Origin of the sequence: Algoriphagus sp., assembly GCF_024642405.1 — a bacterium.
Classification (GTDB): Bacteria; Bacteroidota; Bacteroidia; order Cytophagales; family Cyclobacteriaceae; genus Algoriphagus.
The window spans coordinates 1-15651 of record NZ_JAHEBC010000073.1; the positions used below are offsets into that span (position 1 = coordinate 1).

Genomic DNA, 15651 nt, shown 5'->3' on the forward strand with positions numbered 1-15651 from the left:
AGTCTGCATAGGATCCCCAGTTATTTCCTGCTTCAGCAAATCCTAACAAGAAGATCGTTGCTGATGGATTAGGAGAAACCAAGAACCTTAATTCCATCACGTATTTGTTATAAACAACTCCTCCATATGGATCTGCATCTTCCTGTCCTCTAGTATCTCTTCCTGGAGTGATAGACTGGTTTTCATAGCCTCTTAGACCAATAATTTCTTGGCCTAGCGCAAAGTTGTTGAAAGTCATTCCATCACCACCCATTACGAATCTTTCCAATGGAATGATTCCAATACTGTTTCCATATGATCCCAAGAAGCCCATATGAGCTCTTGCACTTGCAACAAACTTAGAGGAGCCAAATAGTGGTGTATAAATAGAAGCATCAAACATCCACTTATGATATTCCAGCCACTTATATTTTTCTTGATCGGTTGACTCCTCGTTTATGTTTTTATTTAAAGAAGCATAAGGAGGAGTAAATGACGTAGAAAGGATAATGTTTGAACCAAACCTTGGGAAGGTTGGATTATCGACGTTATTCCTTGCAATCGTATTGTTGAATGTAATACTATTGGATGTACCCGTAGGATAGCTCAGACCGAAAGAAGTTCCGAATTGATCGAATTCATAAACCTGAAACTGCAATGAGTTACTGATACTGAAATAATCATCAGGCCATGTTACCCGCTTTGCAAGACCAAGAGTGACACCAGTGATTTTAAAGAAACCGAGTTCGTTACCAAAGTTTTGTTGGTTATAGAAGTCGACTTGTCTCTGCACTGAATGGTTGAAACTAAAGCTTAAAGCCTGAGGTTTCTTTCCACCAAACCAAGGCTCGGTTAGGGAAATAGAATAATTCTGGAAAGATCTACCATTTGCCTGTACTCTCAATGAAAGCTTTTGTCCATCACCTACTGGTAGCGGATCCCATTTGGAGAAATCTCCGATATTTTTGATCGAGAAGTTGTTGAAAACCAATCCGACAGTTCCAACGAAACCGTAGAAACCGCCCCATCCTCCTGACAATTCAATTTGGTCATTTGGTCGCTCTTCAAGTTCAAAAGTGATATCTACCGTTGCGGCTTCAAAGTTTGGCCGTAAGTCTGGGTTGATTTTTTCTGGATCAAAATAACCCAAAGTAGAAAGTTCACGAATAGTTCTAACAAGCAAACTTCTGTTAAATTTTTGACCTGGAAGAATTCGAATTTCACGCATGACCACGTGATCTGAAGTCCGCTCATTTCCTTTGATGCTGACGCTATTTACGGTGACCTGAGGCCCTTCAAAGATTCTCATTTCAAGATCTATAGAGTCGCCGGCCACATTGACTTCTACCGGGTCAATACTAAAGAAAAGATATCCATCATCTTGATACAAAGAACTGACATCATCCCCTTTTTGCGGATCATAATTCAGTCGCTTGTCCAATAATTCTTTGTTATAAACATCTCCTCTTTGGATTCCAAGCTTAGCAAGAAGCACAGGATCAGGGTGAATGTAATTTCCGGTGAAAGAAATATTCCTATAATAATACTTTCTACCTTCTTCTATTTCAATGTCTATATTGATTTTGTCTTGGCTAAAGTCATAAACTGAATCTTCTAAAATTTCAGCATCTCTGAATCCCCTACTGTTATAGAAGTTTATGACATTATCTTTATCCGTTTCATATTCTTTAGGAATATACTTTGAACCACTAAAGAAATTCAGTTTAAAGTTCTTATTGATATAAGACTGAACATCCTCTGTAGATACTGAATCTGTGTGAAGTATTGTATTGGCGTAATCAGAAGCAGACGCGTCAGTCATACGGGAGTATATGTCTTTAAAGACACTTACTCTTGCATGCTCATTGGTCTTCTTCAGTTTCTTTTTGACTTTTGAATCCGCAATTTCCTCATTGCCATAAATATTGATCGCATTGATCTTCACTTTAGAATTCATATCAACATCAAAGCGAAGTTTCACACTATTTGGCAGTGTAGTGTCTCTTTCTTGTAGGATTTTTACATCCGTGTTGAGATATCCTTTATCAAGGTAATATTTCTCAATTGTTCTTTTGGCTGTATTCAGAACATCATCCCGAACTACACGACCTCTGATATTAACTTTTTCGCGTAATTCACTTTCCTGGGTTTTGTTCATCCCGGTAAACTCCACTCTCGAAAATCTAGGACGCTCTGTAAGATCAAGCAACAAATAAATGTCATCTCCTTCTACCTTTGTGACTAGAATTTTAACATCTCCAATGATGCCTTGTCCCCAAAGTTTTTTCAAGGCACTTGAAATAGATTCTCCAGGTACTTCAATGGTATCGTCGACCTTCAGTCCGGAAAGCGAAATAATCGCAATTTCATCCAGGGTTGTCAAGCCAACAGCTTTTATTTCGGCGATTCTATAAGACTGAGGTTTTTGATAATTCAACTCCAGAATATTGATTGGTCTTGTGGACGCATAGCGGCTTTGACCCAAACGTATTTGGGCAAAAGCTGAACTTGTCCAAATCAGACAAAACAGAATCAGTATACTTCTTTTCATCAATTACTTAAGATTTAACTTGCTCACCTGTTTTACCAAATCTTCTTTCCCTTTTTTGGTAATCGAGTATCGCAGCGATCAGATGCTTTTCTCTAAAATCCGGCCATAACACAGGAGTAAAATGTAATTCTGTGTAGGCTAATTGCCATAGCAGAAAATTGCTAATTCTAAATTCTCCTGAAGTTCTGATCATCAATTCAGGATCAGGTATTCCGCGAGTTTCCAGATGGTCTGCAAATACTTCCTGAGAAATATCTTCGACTTTCAATTTTCCTTCTGAGACTTTTTGAGCAATGCGTTTGGCTGCTTGAGTGAGTTCCCATTGCCCACTGTAGCTAAGTGCTAAAACGAGTTTGAGACCTGTATTTTTAGAGGTTTTTTCTTTTGCCTCTATTAGTTGATTATATGCTGATTGGGGTAAACTATCAATATCACCAATACTTTCCATGATGATATTGTTTTTCATCATCATTGGCACCTCATTAGCAATAGTTTTTACCAAAAGTGCCATAAGACCTTCCACCTCATCTTTAGGACGTGACCAGTTTTCTGTTGAAAAAGAAAACAAGGTAAGATATTTTACTCCTAAATTATTGGCTCCTTCTATCGCATCTCGAACTGCCTTGATGGCATGGTGATGTCCGAAAATCCTCATGGCGCCTTTTTTCTTGGCCCAACGGCCGTTGCCGTCCATGATGATTGCAATATGTCGGGGGATTCTGTTTCGGTCTAATTCTTCCTTCATTCCAGTTTTTTCCGAATACCTTAATTTTTGGAGGTACAAAAATGCTATTTCTTTTCCAATAATTTACCCTAAGGTTCAATTAATTAATAAGCATAGCACTTGTTACTGGAGAAAGTGTAGCTAATAGTTAGTCCTAGGAAATAGTACCAGTCCTTATCATTCGGGTTTCCAAAATTAATCCCATATGGTGTATCAGGGTTATTTGGATCAGGAAATCTGGGTATTTCAGGTTCGGTACTATCTATTTTATCCAAATAATCAGTCAAAGTAGGTCTAAAACCTAATTCTGCTGCTAATGTCCATCTTTCATTCAGTCGGTATTTAACTCCTCCTCCAAATGGAATGACGACAGTTCCAAGATTATATCTAGTGGAAACATTGTAAGCATAGGTATTTCCCTTTGCAAAAGCATATGTATACCCCAATCCAAAGAAAGCATAGGGAGAAAAGCGGAATTCAGCATTACTTCTCAGGAAATCGAGAAAATTAAATTCCATCACTGCGGAAGCTTCTATGATTCCAGCACGAAATCTTCCATCTCTAGCCTCAGCGAGCCTATCTATTGGGTTAATACTGTCTGCTGCATTTAGTTTAGCCAAATTCAAGCCCACTCTAAGCGTCCAAACATTGTCAAAATTTCTCTTGCCAAACAACGTTCCTTGAAGGCCAATTTGGCCAGGATCAATCTTCCGAATTATATCTCCAGAGTAGGCTGCTACTCCGAGGCCACCACCAATTTCATATTCCTGTGCTTTGGATTCCAGACTAAAAGCCGAAAAAACAAGCAAGAAAATAAATAAGTGACTGAAAATCTGAAAATTGACCTTTTTCAAGACGATGCAAGTTATGAAGTAGCTAACGTATAAAAAACGCTTACTAGTATTTAACGGGTTAATAATTGTTAAGCTAATTTTAGTCGAAGTTACTAATCTTTTGTAAAATCTAGTTTCTCATATCGAATCCCCAATTTAGCTTTTGTCTAAGCGTATCAAAGAAATGATAATGCGGTAACTTAACCAATTGGGCTTCAAATTTTTCTTTTTTTACACTCAATTTAATTTCAGAAGAAATAGAAGTGGATCGAGAGTCCAGCGATATCAAAAACTTCTCAGCTCTTCCCTCAATTTCTAAGCTAATTTCGCTTTCATCTGAAATGATTATTGGACGAACATTTAGATTATGGGGACTTACCGGCGTGATGACAAAGCTTTTTGCCTCAGGTGAAATCAAAGGTCCACCACAACTTAATGAATATCCCGTGGATCCAGTAGGAGTGGAAACAATCAATCCATCTGCCCAATAGCTGTTTAAATATTTGCCATCAATATATGTATGCACGGTAATCATGGATGAGGTGTCCCGCTTGTGAATCGTGAATTCATTCAAAGCAAAGTTTAATCCATTGAAAAGGCGTTTGTGGGATGAAAGAGAAATCAAACTTCTTTTCTCGATCTGAAAATTATTTGTTGCAAGTTGGCTGATGGCAATAGAGATATCTTTTGTTGCTACAGTTGCCAGAAAACCCATTCTCCCGGTATTCAACCCTAATATTGGTATTTCTAAATTTCCTATCTGACAAACTGCATCCAGTAATGTTCCGTCTCCTCCGATAGAAATCATAAAATCCATAGATGCCATATCCGACTTACTTTCAATCGTTAAGTAATGGAGGAATTTATTACCATTCATTCGTAGTTGCCTATCAAATTGCTTGGTGGCAAAAATTTCAAATTTGAATTTGCTTAGCTCTTCAAAAAGAATTTGAACATGCTGGAAATACTCGGATTTCAGAGCTAAGCCATGTAAGGCTACCTTCATGGATTAAATATCTAAAAATCTTAGCAAGTTACCGATTCGATCTTCCTCACTACTCACTCCACTCTCTTCTTGATAGTGGTCTAATATCTTATACCCAAAGCGTTCAAGAGTTGCTTTGATATGACGAAGTTCCGGTTTATCTAATTTGAGCGTAAGTTTGATTTTAGAATCATCCAATGGGTCACTGGTGATAAATGAACTCAAAACCTTCGTGTTTTCAGTTTCAACTATTCTTGATATTTCAGCTAAACTGTAATCTGTCATATACAAGGATAAAACCAAAACACTGCCTTGAGATTGAATAGAAAGACTATCAGCAAAAGCAGCTATGGAATCTTCCATAGTGACTACACCCAAATAAACTTTCTCTCTACTTAATACCGCCACAACATTACTATGTTGCTCAGCACCTACGCGTAGGACATCATAAATATGCTTGTCTGAATAAACCCAGCAATTTTGATTATCCATTTGAATTTCTTCAATAAGGGTATTAGCATTATTTTGATCAAAAATCATTTCTTCACGTATCAAACCCAAAAAAGTGCCTTGATCTACTACAGGCAAAATATCAGTCCTAATTTCTTCCATCCATGACAAAGCCATCCCAGATTTATCGCTGAGTTTTAAAGGGGGAATTAAATTATTTATGAATTCGTAGGCCTGCATTATTGAAATATAGGGAATGAATTTAGATTTTAAAACGCGTGATGAACTAAACTTGTTCCTTTTTGCCTTTATTTCGTCGTTTATTGAAATTTTTAGGAAACAAAGAAATTATAAATAATACCTAAGCTAACTCCTCCAGCAATAATAGCGGGAGAAGATATTTTTGTGAATTGTAGCATGGAATAGGTCGCAAGGATAAAAAATATGTTTATTCCATTTGCCTCTAAAGGTTCAAATAATAAATATGCCGCGGCGATCAACATACCGCAAGAAACCGCATTGATACCTTCCAAAGCCGCTCTTACGGGGCGGTATACCTTTAGTTGATCCCAAAATCGGATGACAAAGAATATTAGAAAGATACCAGGCAGGAAAATTCCTGCAGCACCAATTAACCCTCCAAAAATAAAACCAAGGGTTCCTCCATCTCTCATAGATAAGGCTCCCACATACGATGCAATGCTAAATGTAGGCCCCGGGACACCCTGAGAAATGGCATAACCTGTCAGAAATTCCTCCGAGCTCAAGAAATTTTTAAAATCAACAAATTCTGTATACAAATAAGGGACAAGTACTTGACCGCCTCCAAAAATCAATGATCCATTTCGATAAAAGTTTTCGAATAAAAGGATTGGGTCATATTTTGTGATACCACCTAGTACAGCAGCTAGGATTAGTACTCCTGCCCATAAATAAAAATTTGCCCATTCAATTTTTAAAGGAGCATCCTTTTCCAACTTGGGTTGTTTTTTATATTTAATAGAGGTACTAACGCCTCCAATTATCAAAAGAACAGGGAAAATATAAGGGGAACTGTAAAAGAAGGAAATGAAGGCTGACATCAGCATGAGCACCATTGCTTCGGTACTCTGAACCATTTTTCCAATAGTTTTTTGGGCTGCGAAAATGATAAACCCAATCGCCATAGGTTGGATAAACCTTGCAAAATTAAGAGCTCCCGGGGTGTTTTCTTGCAAGAACGAGATTAGAATTGCCGCACTCGTCATGAGGATGGTAGCTGGTAAAATCCAAACTACCAAAGCTAAATAAGCAAGGTTTGGCCCTCCAACTCGAAATCCAATAGCAGATATTAATTGGGTAGAGGAGGGGCCCGGAAGCATATTGCACAGGGCATTTAGCTCCCATAGCTCATCCTCAGAAATATATCCACGCACTTTTACCATTCGTTCAAGCAACATCGCCAGAAAAGCTTGAGGCCCTCCAAAAGCAGTCAGTGAAAGCGTGAGAATGTCTTTCAAGAAAAGGTAATATCGTACCTTCTTTACAGACATATTATTTCTTTAACCCAAGTTCTCTCAATCGCTCATCCAAAAACTCTCCTGCTGTTGCATCAGAAAATAACTTAGGATTCTCTTCAGAAACGCATGATTCCAAACAAGTCAAATCCATTTCTGATCTTGGGTGCATAAAGAACGGAATGGAATATCGACTTGAATTCATTTTTTCTCTTGGCGGATTGACTACCCGGTGAATCGTGGATTTTAGTTTCTTGTTTGTCAATCTTTCCAACATATCGCCAACATTTACCACCAGTTGGTCAGGGAGTGCTGTAATAGGGATCCATTTTCCGTCTTTTCTCAAGACCTGAAGTCCATCTGCACTTGCTCCCATTAATAAGGTGATCAGGTTTATGTCCCCATGCTCAGCAGCCCTTACAGCATCTGCAGGAACTTCATCCGGATTTTCAATTGGGAAATAATGTATTTGCCTTAAAATGGAATTTCCATAGGCTACCTTTTCTTCAAAATAATTTTCAGGTAATTCCAAGTTTAGAGCGATAGCTTGCAACATGGCTTTTCCTGCATTTTCTAAAATCCGAAAGGCTTCATTGGCATCTTTTTTTAAATCCGGAACTTCATCTGGCCAAAGATTTTCAGGATATTCAGATTTTAAAGGATCTGAGTCGGGAATTTTACTTAACTCTTGACCTACGTGATAGAATTCCTTTAAGTCACCAGTATTCCGGCCTTTGGCATGTTCCTTTCCTTTTCCGGTATATCCTCTTTGGAAACCTATTTCCGGTTTTTCATATTTTGCTTTGATCTCATCCGGTAAACTAAAAAATGTTTTGATTGAATGATAAAGCCGATCCTGAAGATCTTGGGAAAGACCATGATTTTTAATCGCGACAAACCCTATATTTTGATATGCATCACCAAGTCTCTTTACAAATTCTGCTTTTTGTTCTGGGTTTCCTGCGGTAAAATCAGCTAAATCCAAGCTTGGGATTTCGTCAAAAAGGATTTCCATATAGTTTCAGTTATTAAGTTAGTTCTCTAATTATCTTTAAAATTAAATATCTTTAGTATCAAATTTGTCCCGCCATGAATAAATTACTCGTTTCATTAATTCTATTTTCCGTTTTGGTATCTAGCTGTTCCGATGAAAAGAAGAAAATTAATGAATCTGTTGTCGAGATTGAGGATTCATCCGGGGCGGCTATGAATGAGATACCAAAAGTAACTTTTTTTCAATACGAGGATTCATCCAGTTATCCGGATGCTATTCTTGAACTTTACACGCCTTTAGGAAATCAGATATTTAAACCTGGTAAAGTTCCATTCGAATTTAATATAAAGAATTTTGAGTTTGAACAGGAAGGAAACCAGAATTTCAAGCTTTTCAATATCCTTAATGGAGGAGATCCCGTAGGATTTTATTCTCCTATTTTTCAAAGGGAATTGACTGAAGGAAGTTATAGAGTTGTGGCTTACTTGGTAGATGACGAAGGTTTCGCGCTGAAAAATTTTGGAAATTATGTAGATAGAGATTTTCAAGTAGGAGAATCACGGCCATTTCCTTATTCGGCAGAACCTTATTTAGCTTTAAATTATCCTAGAAACGACCAAGTTTATTCCGAAGGGGAAGAATTGATCATTGATTTTTTGGTTTTGGGAGGAGATATGGAATTGGATGACTTGAAAGTTCAGATAAAAGTAAACGATTATCTGTACGAAATTGACAAGATGATGCCGGTGAGGGTGGCAAATCTACCCACTGGGACTTACCAAGTTTATGTGAATTTGCTTAGATCTGATGGAAAAGAATTGGCTGGGCCTTTCTCATCTGTCAGTAAAACAGTGATAGTTCGATAACATGCTTATCTTTGGGGCTTCAATTTTCAAGATTTTCAAATGCTCTTAGTTAATCAAATCCGAGACAACTATGCCGGTGTGTTGGCCGGACTTCAAAAAAGAAATTTTCAAAATGCTGAAGCGATTCTCGCGGAAGTATTGAGTTTGGATGATTTAAGAAAATCCTCCCAGACCCAGCGTGACCAAATGCAAGCTGAATCAAATGCTATTTCTAAGCAAATCGGCATGTTGATGAGGGAAGGAAAGACAGCTGAGGCAAATGAAATAAAAGAGCGTACTGCTCAGATCAAGATTCAGATTAAAGAATTGGAAGATCAGAATTCTACAGCAGAAGAATCTTTAAAAGCTCTTTTATATACCATTCCAAATGTGCCTCATAGTTCAGTTCCGGCAGGGAAATCTGCTGAAGACAATGAAGTTGTGCTGGAAAATGGTGAAATCCCGGTTTTGTATGAAGGAAATCAACCTCATTGGGAGCTGATCAAAAAATATGATATCATCGATTTTGACCTTGGGGTGAAAATCACTGGCGCTGGTTTCCCGGTTTATAAGGGAAAAGGAGCGAGGCTTCAGAGAGCTTTGGTCAATTTCTTTCTGGATGAAGCAATGGCACAGGGATATATGGAAATTCAACCTCCTATTTTGGTTAATGAAGATTCTGGATACGGAACCGGTCAATTGCCTGATAAAGAAGGTCAGATGTATTTTGCCTCTGCGGATAACTTGTATTTGATCCCAACAGCGGAAGTTCCTTTAACCAACCTTTACAGAGATGTGATTTTGTCAGAAGAGGATCTTCCTGTAAAGAATGTTGGTTTCACTCCTTGTTTTCGAAGGGAAGCGGGTAGTTGGGGAGCTCACGTTCGTGGGTTAAACAGGCTACATCAGTTTGACAAAGTGGAGATTGTACAGATCACTCATCCGGATAAATCCTACGAGACTTTGGAAAGTATGAGTAGTTATGTGCAGGGATTATTACAAAAGCTGGAATTACCTTATAGAGTCTTGAGACTTTGTGGAGGTGATATGGGCTTTACTTCTGCGCTGACCTATGATATGGAAGTGTATTCCGCTGCTCAGGAAAGATGGTTGGAAGTGAGTTCAGTATCCAATTTTGAAACCTATCAATCGAATCGATTAAAGCTCCGATTTAAGGGAGAAGATAAAAAAACACAGTTGGCACATTCCCTGAATGGAAGTGCATTGGCATTACCGAGAATTGTGGCTTCCATTTTGGAGAACAATCAGACTCCGGATGGAATTACGATGCCAAAAGTATTGCAGCCTTATTTGGGATTTGATAAAATCTAAAATTTCAGAGATTAAACAGAAAAGCGTGGAGTTAAACTTTCACGCTTTTTTTAATATTCTAAAAAATACTTGGCAATGGCCTGAGCTAAGATTGTTTTGCAAAATACCTGCCTTTAGGCTATCTCAATTTTATATCTGCTCGAAGTGCTATCTTTTTAAAGATAGTTCTCAATTGTTAATAGAAATAACTTAAATTTTAAAAACCCTTTCCCATGTTTGAAGGAGCAAGTTTCCCAAAATCCTTAGATGAGCAAGTTTTTGAAAATTGGCTAGAAAGTGGGCGTCAAAGTAGAATCCCCTATAATTATTTATTGATCATCTGGGATGATATAGAAGGGGAGTACGAGCCAGTTTATGTGGAAAGTAGAGAGGCTATAGAAGGCTACGATCGCTATACCAATACGCCCGGAAGGCAATTGTTGGTCGCTGCCTATGATTTGTATTCAGAGTCTAGGATTGTTTGATTTTTCTTGATGCCAAAACCCGTCGGTGTTAGCTTTTGTTGGTAGTTATTTTATTAATTCTTCAAAAGCGTATTTTGTGAGTATTTCATGGCCTCCTTCAAATAATGTAAGTTTGATATTATTCGTTTCCTTAAGAAGTATTACTTTTCTTCCTGAAATCTGTCCAAAATCACCAAGCGGTTTTCTGAATTCAAGAAGTCTCAATCTTTCTCTATCTGAGACATACTTAGTACTATCAGTCACACTCAGATCAGATAGCAATTTATTATAAAAGTTAATGGAATGTGTAATTGGAATAACACCATTCCCAATCATGCCATCGTAGATTCCAGTTGATATTTCTAATGTTGAATAATTTAATTTCTTAATAGGTGTTTCCCAGAAGATTGGTGATTTCAGTCTCGCTATTTCCTCATTTAAAAGGCCGTCTTGAGATTCAGTACAAGCAAGTATCTCCGCAGAGTATTTGAGTTTAAGAATTTTAGTCTCCTCATACCATTGTACTAAATCCACAAGTGGCACCCACGATGAGAATTTCTTAATTCTATGCTTTGATTTCATAAACATTGCCAAGGTTGCATATCCGCCTCCGCTCATCCCAATTACATATATTCTTGTTGTATCTACGTTTGCATTTTCAAGAGCAAAATCTATTGACGCATCAATGTCAGATATTACCAAATCACTACAACAAGCATCTTTCGTATTGTTTACACCTCTAAAATTTGGATGTATATAGTTGTAATCTTTTTCAAGCGAGAATCCATTAATTGAATCGTATTGAGTGTAATCATTACTCCATGTATGGAGACTAACTACCAGAGGTTGTGGATCAGGCGATTTAGTTTTGTAAAAATATGCAGGTTGCAGGGATTCATCTATGGGAGATTTGATTTTCACAATTTTAAATTCATCTCTCCATTTTGGAGCTTTTCTAATTTCAATATTTTGGTCTTCTTCGTTCAGGAAATTGGGTAATATATCAAACTGATTTTCAATTATTACTCCGCCAACTAGAGAAATTATAATAATAATCAATGAAGTCTTATTCATAATTATATTTTATTACCACCAACGTCCAACTAAAATGAGTATGCGCCCCAGTTGCTAGAAGCAATGAAGTTTCTGGTTTGCAATGTCATATCAAAGTGCTCAGTTCGTATATTCATTTTAGTGTCTGTTATCAACTATTAATTCATGTTCAGTTTTGCAATTGCAATTCCCTTTTCACCCTGAACAGAATAGAGTAAATAGATCTCTCCATCTTCCTCATAAATTGCAGGATCTCTAAGTTGCCTTACAGGATCATGTGCCACACCCCTTATGGATTTTTCTAATTTAAGGGACCCACCCTCATAATCGAGCTCGGGTTCAAGAACCGTAATAGGTACGCTTGGAGTCCAGGAAGTCCATTTATCATTCAAGTCAATTTTGGAAAGCAAAATTCTTTCTGGTGTATCTCCCATTCTTGAATAAAATACATATAAAGTGTTATTTCTTATTAGGACAGCAGAATGTCTCACAGTTGTTGAGTCTTGCATTTCCAAAAACGGGTTGTTACCCTTCTCAAAGCCTGTAACCCCATCCTTTGATCTATAAAATTGACCCTGTAATGAAATTGCATAGAAAAAATCCTTCCATTCAAATACACGAAAGTATGAATCACCGAGAATTTCATCTTCAGAGGTAAATGATAATCCGTCATGGGATGTGCTCCTCATTGTTATCTGGTCTTGGGCAAAATTCACTCGTTCATCTTCAGTCATAATTGCAGGACAATGGAAGTACATGACGATTTTTTGATTAATTATATCGACATGCACATCAGGAGATGCAATATGGTTTGGAGGTCCGTTAGGAATATCTGCACACTTGCAGTCTTTCATTTTTAAAGTACCTGGCTCATAAATTTTCCAAGGACCTTGTAAGTAATCAGAGTAAGCAAGACGTATATATTCTCCAGCATGATGCGAAAAATACAAATAATATTTTCCGAGTGGATTTGAAATGAAGTCCGGAACCTTTATTAATGATGGGCCATTGATGTTCTCACCGTCATCATTCATTATCATTTCGGGTGTTATAATTGGATTTGTATCAAAACGTTCAACAGTAATGACCCTACGGCAATTTGAAAAAGTCAGTATCAAAAGCAGAGTATAAATACTTAAGCAAAAATTCTTATGATTTTTCATATTGTTGATAACACTTGTATAAACCCAAGTTCCACTAGTCAATCCCGTTTATATCCGCATTATCCACAGGCGTGTTGGGTATTGTTTAAACCAAATTAAGGATTTCAGTTATCCCATCAAGCAGGCTTTGGTTATTTTTGTTGGAAATAATAAAACAAATTCGCCTATCATGTGAATGACTTACTTTTCTAATGACATGAAAGTGTTTTCAAACAGGGAAGATTTATTCCTATTAAATCCGCTTTCGAGTCCAGATAACTATTAGAATGCAATCTTAAAGCCAGGTCTAAAGATTTATAATCTTCAATTCCAATTACCTGGATTTAAAATCCAGAAAAGCTGGGTTCGCTGCTCTGAGACCTGTGCCCTTTGGCGTAGGCGAACCATGGGTTTATTGCTCACGGACTTTTACTTGCCCAGTCAAGTAAATTAAAATTCAAGACTTACTAATTTCTTTTGAGCCGTTCCCAATTCGCCCAATTGATAGATACTAACTGATTTTATTTTAAAAGTGAATTCTTCAAACGGGGCGGCTTTTAGTTTTTTTACATAGTCTTCGTATGCTGTTCCTATAGTAACGTGTGGGTTATATTTTTCACCACTTGAATTCGGAACAAATGAATTTACATAGTCTACTGTGGCTTGCATAATTGGTTCGTCATCAGGCCGGGGCACAAAAGCAGTTCCTGTACCATTTGGTACTGTATAATTTTTCATCATTTCGACTATTTGACTTTGAAACATCATCAAATTATCTTTTTCTATAGTTATACCTGCCAAACCTTTATCCTCATACGGTATATAATACAGTCCATTTGCAATTAATTCTGTTTTAGATAAATTACTTTCACGAAGAATGTTTTTCAAATCAATTTCGATTTTTGGGATATCTTCCTTCTTCACAAAAGCTTGAATAATCGTTATGTGAGGTCGGTGACTTTCATCCAATTCAAATCCCTCGGGATAATTTTCAAGCATACGATTATTATATGTTTTTGAAGTATCTAACATCTTGCTATCTGGATCTAAAAGAATGTCAATGGCTACTAATTCATTTTTGACAGTTTCTTCGGATGTTTTAATTGATATGTTTTCGGATTTTTCTTCTTTAGAATTTTTGCATGCAGTGAATAATATTGTTATCGAAACAAATAGGAATAATTGGATAGTTGATTTCATATAATATCATTTAAATGAATTATTGTTATAGGGTCTTTTTTATTTGCCCTGACACTTAAATTAACCCAAGTTCCGCTAGTCAATCCCGTTTATATCCGGATTGTTCACAGGTGTGTTGGGTATTGTGGAAACCAAATTAAGGATTTCGGTTATCCCTTCAAGCAAGCTTTGGTTATTTTTGTTGGAGATAAAAAAACACTTTCGCCTATCATGTGAATGACTTACTTTTCTAATGACATGAAAGTGTTTTCAAATAGAGATGATTTATTCCAATTGAAACCGCTTTTTGAGTCCAGAAGACTAGCTGAGTCCAATCTCTAAGTTTGGTCTAAAAATTTATAATATTCAATTCCAATTACCTGCATTTAAACTCTATGATTCAGATTCAAGATTACAAATCCTGAATAGCTGGGTAGGTGATTGGGGGCTTATAGATCACGGGTGTCTACTTGATTGGGAGCAGTTGTTTAATTCTTATTTGTCTCAAATACATGATTTTGACAATATGAAATTTAATGGGATTGATTGGATAAATTAAAAATCATTGTTAATAAAAGCATAAATAAATCCAGCTGTCCAAATGATGAAACCGATAGAAAGTTGCCAAGGTATTTTTTTGTAATACCAGATCAATGTGGCAAATAAAATACCATAAAAAAGAAACCACACAGGAATATAAAAGTCTGGATATCCAGAATCCAAAGAAGGAATAAATCGCTCTACAAAACGGTCCATTGCTGCTTGAATAAACCATAAGTTTGCAAATAACATATTCATTTTATGGGATCTTGTGTCACTTCGCCTTTTTAGATATGCAATGACTACAAGCACCACTCCAAATACCCATTGGGAGGAAGTCATGTATGATAGCGGATTTAGATCACCGTTTCTTAAATACATGGCTAGGAACAAATACCCGGTGCTCAACGTCATTCCTGCAAAAATAAAAATTCCAACGATCCCTAATTTACGGTGTAAACCAATTTTTCGCTTTCTTATCAGCCCGGCTTGAATGAGAAAGAGACTGTACCAGAGGAAAGCAAATAAGCCATGAATAATCAATCTAGGAATCGAATTACTTGGCTGACCAACATCAAATAGCCAGTTATCAGAGAATCCGATCATCATGATAAGCCAAAACACCAAGCCCATAAAGAAATAAAAATCATTACGGATAAGCGTCGTTATTTTCATTTCATCTTTTTTATTGTGAAAAAGTCTGCAATCATATATAATTATCGATTCTACTTGCCACCAACGCTTTGCCATAATCAGTTGCGGCTTTGAAAACGTCATTGTCCACCTTTACAACACGTGATTGCTAAGACAAAACTTTATACTTACTCTTCACCAGCCATTGGTTATAGCTTTTGTATACGGTCGTACTATTATAATTACTCCTTATTAAAAAAATCCTGCTTTTGTCCTTTAGCTATCACAAACTCTCTAAAATACATTTCATTCTTTCTGTTTTTTTCACCTTCTATAATTTCTTCGCGTTCACTTTTTGGCATACGCTCGTAACAATTCAAGGATTCCATTGCTTTTTGTTCATCCTCGTCCGTGTAGTTAACTATTACGTTGAAATATTGGTCATCGGCATACCTTATCCATCCATCATTAT

Annotated in this window: 15 protein-coding genes; 3 read left to right on the top strand and 12 right to left on the bottom strand. The window is 36.9% G+C overall.

Annotation, left to right across the window (positions count from 1 at the left end; all coding sequences use genetic code 11):
* The 7 genes from Q0L68_RS07765 to Q0L68_RS07795 all read right to left on the bottom strand — a co-directional run.
* Positions 1-2530: POTRA domain-containing protein (locus tag Q0L68_RS07765; protein WP_296701417.1), on the bottom strand; the 2530-nt coding region annotated here is incomplete at its 3' end.
* A gap of 7 nt (positions 2531-2537) precedes the next feature.
* Positions 2538-3314 (bottom strand): isoprenyl transferase, encoded by a 777-nt coding sequence (locus Q0L68_RS07770; RefSeq protein WP_296701419.1) that lies wholly within the window; start codon positions 3312-3314, stop codon positions 2538-2540.
* Between the two features lie 44 nt (positions 3315-3358).
* Entirely contained in the window at positions 3359-4108 is a 750-nt protein-coding gene (locus Q0L68_RS07775; protein WP_296701421.1) for a DUF6089 family protein, read from the bottom strand.
* A gap of 109 nt (positions 4109-4217) precedes the next feature.
* Complete coding sequence (locus Q0L68_RS07780) at positions 4218-5093, bottom strand: NAD kinase (RefSeq protein WP_296701423.1); 876 nt, start codon at positions 5091-5093, stop codon at positions 4218-4220.
* A gap of 3 nt (positions 5094-5096) precedes the next feature.
* A complete protein-coding gene (locus tag Q0L68_RS07785; RefSeq protein WP_296701425.1) occupies positions 5097-5762 on the bottom strand; it encodes a cbs domain containing protein in 666 nt (221 codons plus the stop codon).
* A 92-nt stretch (positions 5763-5854) separates the two neighbouring features.
* Positions 5855-7054 carry a chromate efflux transporter gene (gene chrA, locus Q0L68_RS07790; RefSeq protein WP_296701427.1) on the bottom strand — a complete coding sequence of 400 codons (1200 nt, stop codon included), beginning with the start codon at positions 7052-7054 and terminating at the stop codon, positions 5855-5857.
* Position 7055: 1 nt separating this feature from the next.
* The gene (locus Q0L68_RS07795; protein ID WP_296701429.1) at positions 7056-8033 is read right to left on the bottom strand and encodes a 2-oxoglutarate and iron-dependent oxygenase domain-containing protein; all 978 of its coding nucleotides are present in this window, start codon (positions 8031-8033) and stop codon (positions 7056-7058) included.
* 74 nt (positions 8034-8107) lie between these two features.
* Between Q0L68_RS07795 and Q0L68_RS07800 the strand changes: the two genes are divergently transcribed.
* From Q0L68_RS07800 to Q0L68_RS07810, 3 genes are all read left to right on the top strand, one after another.
* Positions 8108-8878 (top strand): hypothetical protein, encoded by a 771-nt coding sequence (locus Q0L68_RS07800; RefSeq protein ID WP_296701431.1) that lies wholly within the window; start codon positions 8108-8110, stop codon positions 8876-8878.
* Positions 8879-8917: 39 nt separating this feature from the next.
* Positions 8918-10189 (top strand): serine--tRNA ligase, encoded by a 1272-nt coding sequence (gene serS, locus Q0L68_RS07805; protein ID WP_296701432.1) that lies wholly within the window; start codon positions 8918-8920, stop codon positions 10187-10189.
* Positions 10190-10401: 212 nt separating this feature from the next.
* Positions 10402-10653 (top strand): hypothetical protein, encoded by a 252-nt coding sequence (locus Q0L68_RS07810; RefSeq protein WP_296701434.1) that lies wholly within the window; start codon positions 10402-10404, stop codon positions 10651-10653.
* A gap of 45 nt (positions 10654-10698) precedes the next feature.
* Here the strand turns inward: Q0L68_RS07810 and Q0L68_RS07815 are convergent, their stop codons facing one another.
* From Q0L68_RS07815 to Q0L68_RS07835, 5 genes are all read right to left on the bottom strand, one after another.
* Positions 10699-11706 (bottom strand): prolyl oligopeptidase family serine peptidase, encoded by a 1008-nt coding sequence (locus Q0L68_RS07815; protein WP_296701436.1) that lies wholly within the window; start codon positions 11704-11706, stop codon positions 10699-10701.
* 137 nt (positions 11707-11843) lie between these two features.
* Complete coding sequence (locus Q0L68_RS07820) at positions 11844-12848, bottom strand: hypothetical protein (protein ID WP_296701437.1); 1005 nt, start codon at positions 12846-12848, stop codon at positions 11844-11846.
* 429 nt (positions 12849-13277) lie between these two features.
* Positions 13278-14027 carry a hypothetical protein gene (locus Q0L68_RS07825; RefSeq protein WP_296701439.1) on the bottom strand — a complete coding sequence of 250 codons (750 nt, stop codon included), beginning with the start codon at positions 14025-14027 and terminating at the stop codon, positions 13278-13280.
* Positions 14028-14561: 534 nt separating this feature from the next.
* Entirely contained in the window at positions 14562-15221 is a 660-nt protein-coding gene (locus tag Q0L68_RS07830; protein ID WP_296701441.1) for a hypothetical protein, read from the bottom strand.
* Positions 15222-15421: 200 nt separating this feature from the next.
* On the bottom strand, positions 15422-15651 hold a 230-nt coding region (locus Q0L68_RS07835; RefSeq protein WP_296701443.1), incomplete at its 5' end, for a hypothetical protein.

Excerpts from the sequence above, each read along its gene's own strand:
- Q0L68_RS07780 (WP_296701423.1), bottom strand. The coding sequence starts at position 5,093 with ATGAAGGTAGCCTTACATGGCTTAGCTCTGAAATCCGAGTATTTCCAG.
- Q0L68_RS07785 (WP_296701425.1), bottom strand. The coding sequence starts at position 5,762 with ATGCAGGCCTACGAATTCATAAATAATTTAATTCCCCCTTTAAAACTC.
- chrA (WP_296701427.1), bottom strand. The coding sequence starts at position 7,054 with ATGTCTGTAAAGAAGGTACGATATTACCTTTTCTTGAAAGACATTCTC.
- Q0L68_RS07795 (WP_296701429.1), bottom strand. The coding sequence starts at position 8,033 with ATGGAAATCCTTTTTGACGAAATCCCAAGCTTGGATTTAGCTGATTTT.
- Q0L68_RS07800 (WP_296701431.1), top strand. The coding sequence starts at position 8,108 with ATGAATAAATTACTCGTTTCATTAATTCTATTTTCCGTTTTGGTATCT.
- serS (WP_296701432.1), top strand. The coding sequence starts at position 8,918 with ATGCTCTTAGTTAATCAAATCCGAGACAACTATGCCGGTGTGTTGGCC.
- Q0L68_RS07810 (WP_296701434.1), top strand. The coding sequence starts at position 10,402 with ATGTTTGAAGGAGCAAGTTTCCCAAAATCCTTAGATGAGCAAGTTTTT.
- Q0L68_RS07815 (WP_296701436.1), bottom strand. The coding sequence starts at position 11,706 with ATGAATAAGACTTCATTGATTATTATTATAATTTCTCTAGTTGGCGGA.
- Q0L68_RS07820 (WP_296701437.1), bottom strand. The coding sequence starts at position 12,848 with ATGAAAAATCATAAGAATTTTTGCTTAAGTATTTATACTCTGCTTTTG.
- Q0L68_RS07825 (WP_296701439.1), bottom strand. The coding sequence starts at position 14,027 with ATGAAATCAACTATCCAATTATTCCTATTTGTTTCGATAACAATATTA.
- Q0L68_RS07830 (WP_296701441.1), bottom strand. The coding sequence starts at position 15,221 with ATGAAAATAACGACGCTTATCCGTAATGATTTTTATTTCTTTATGGGC.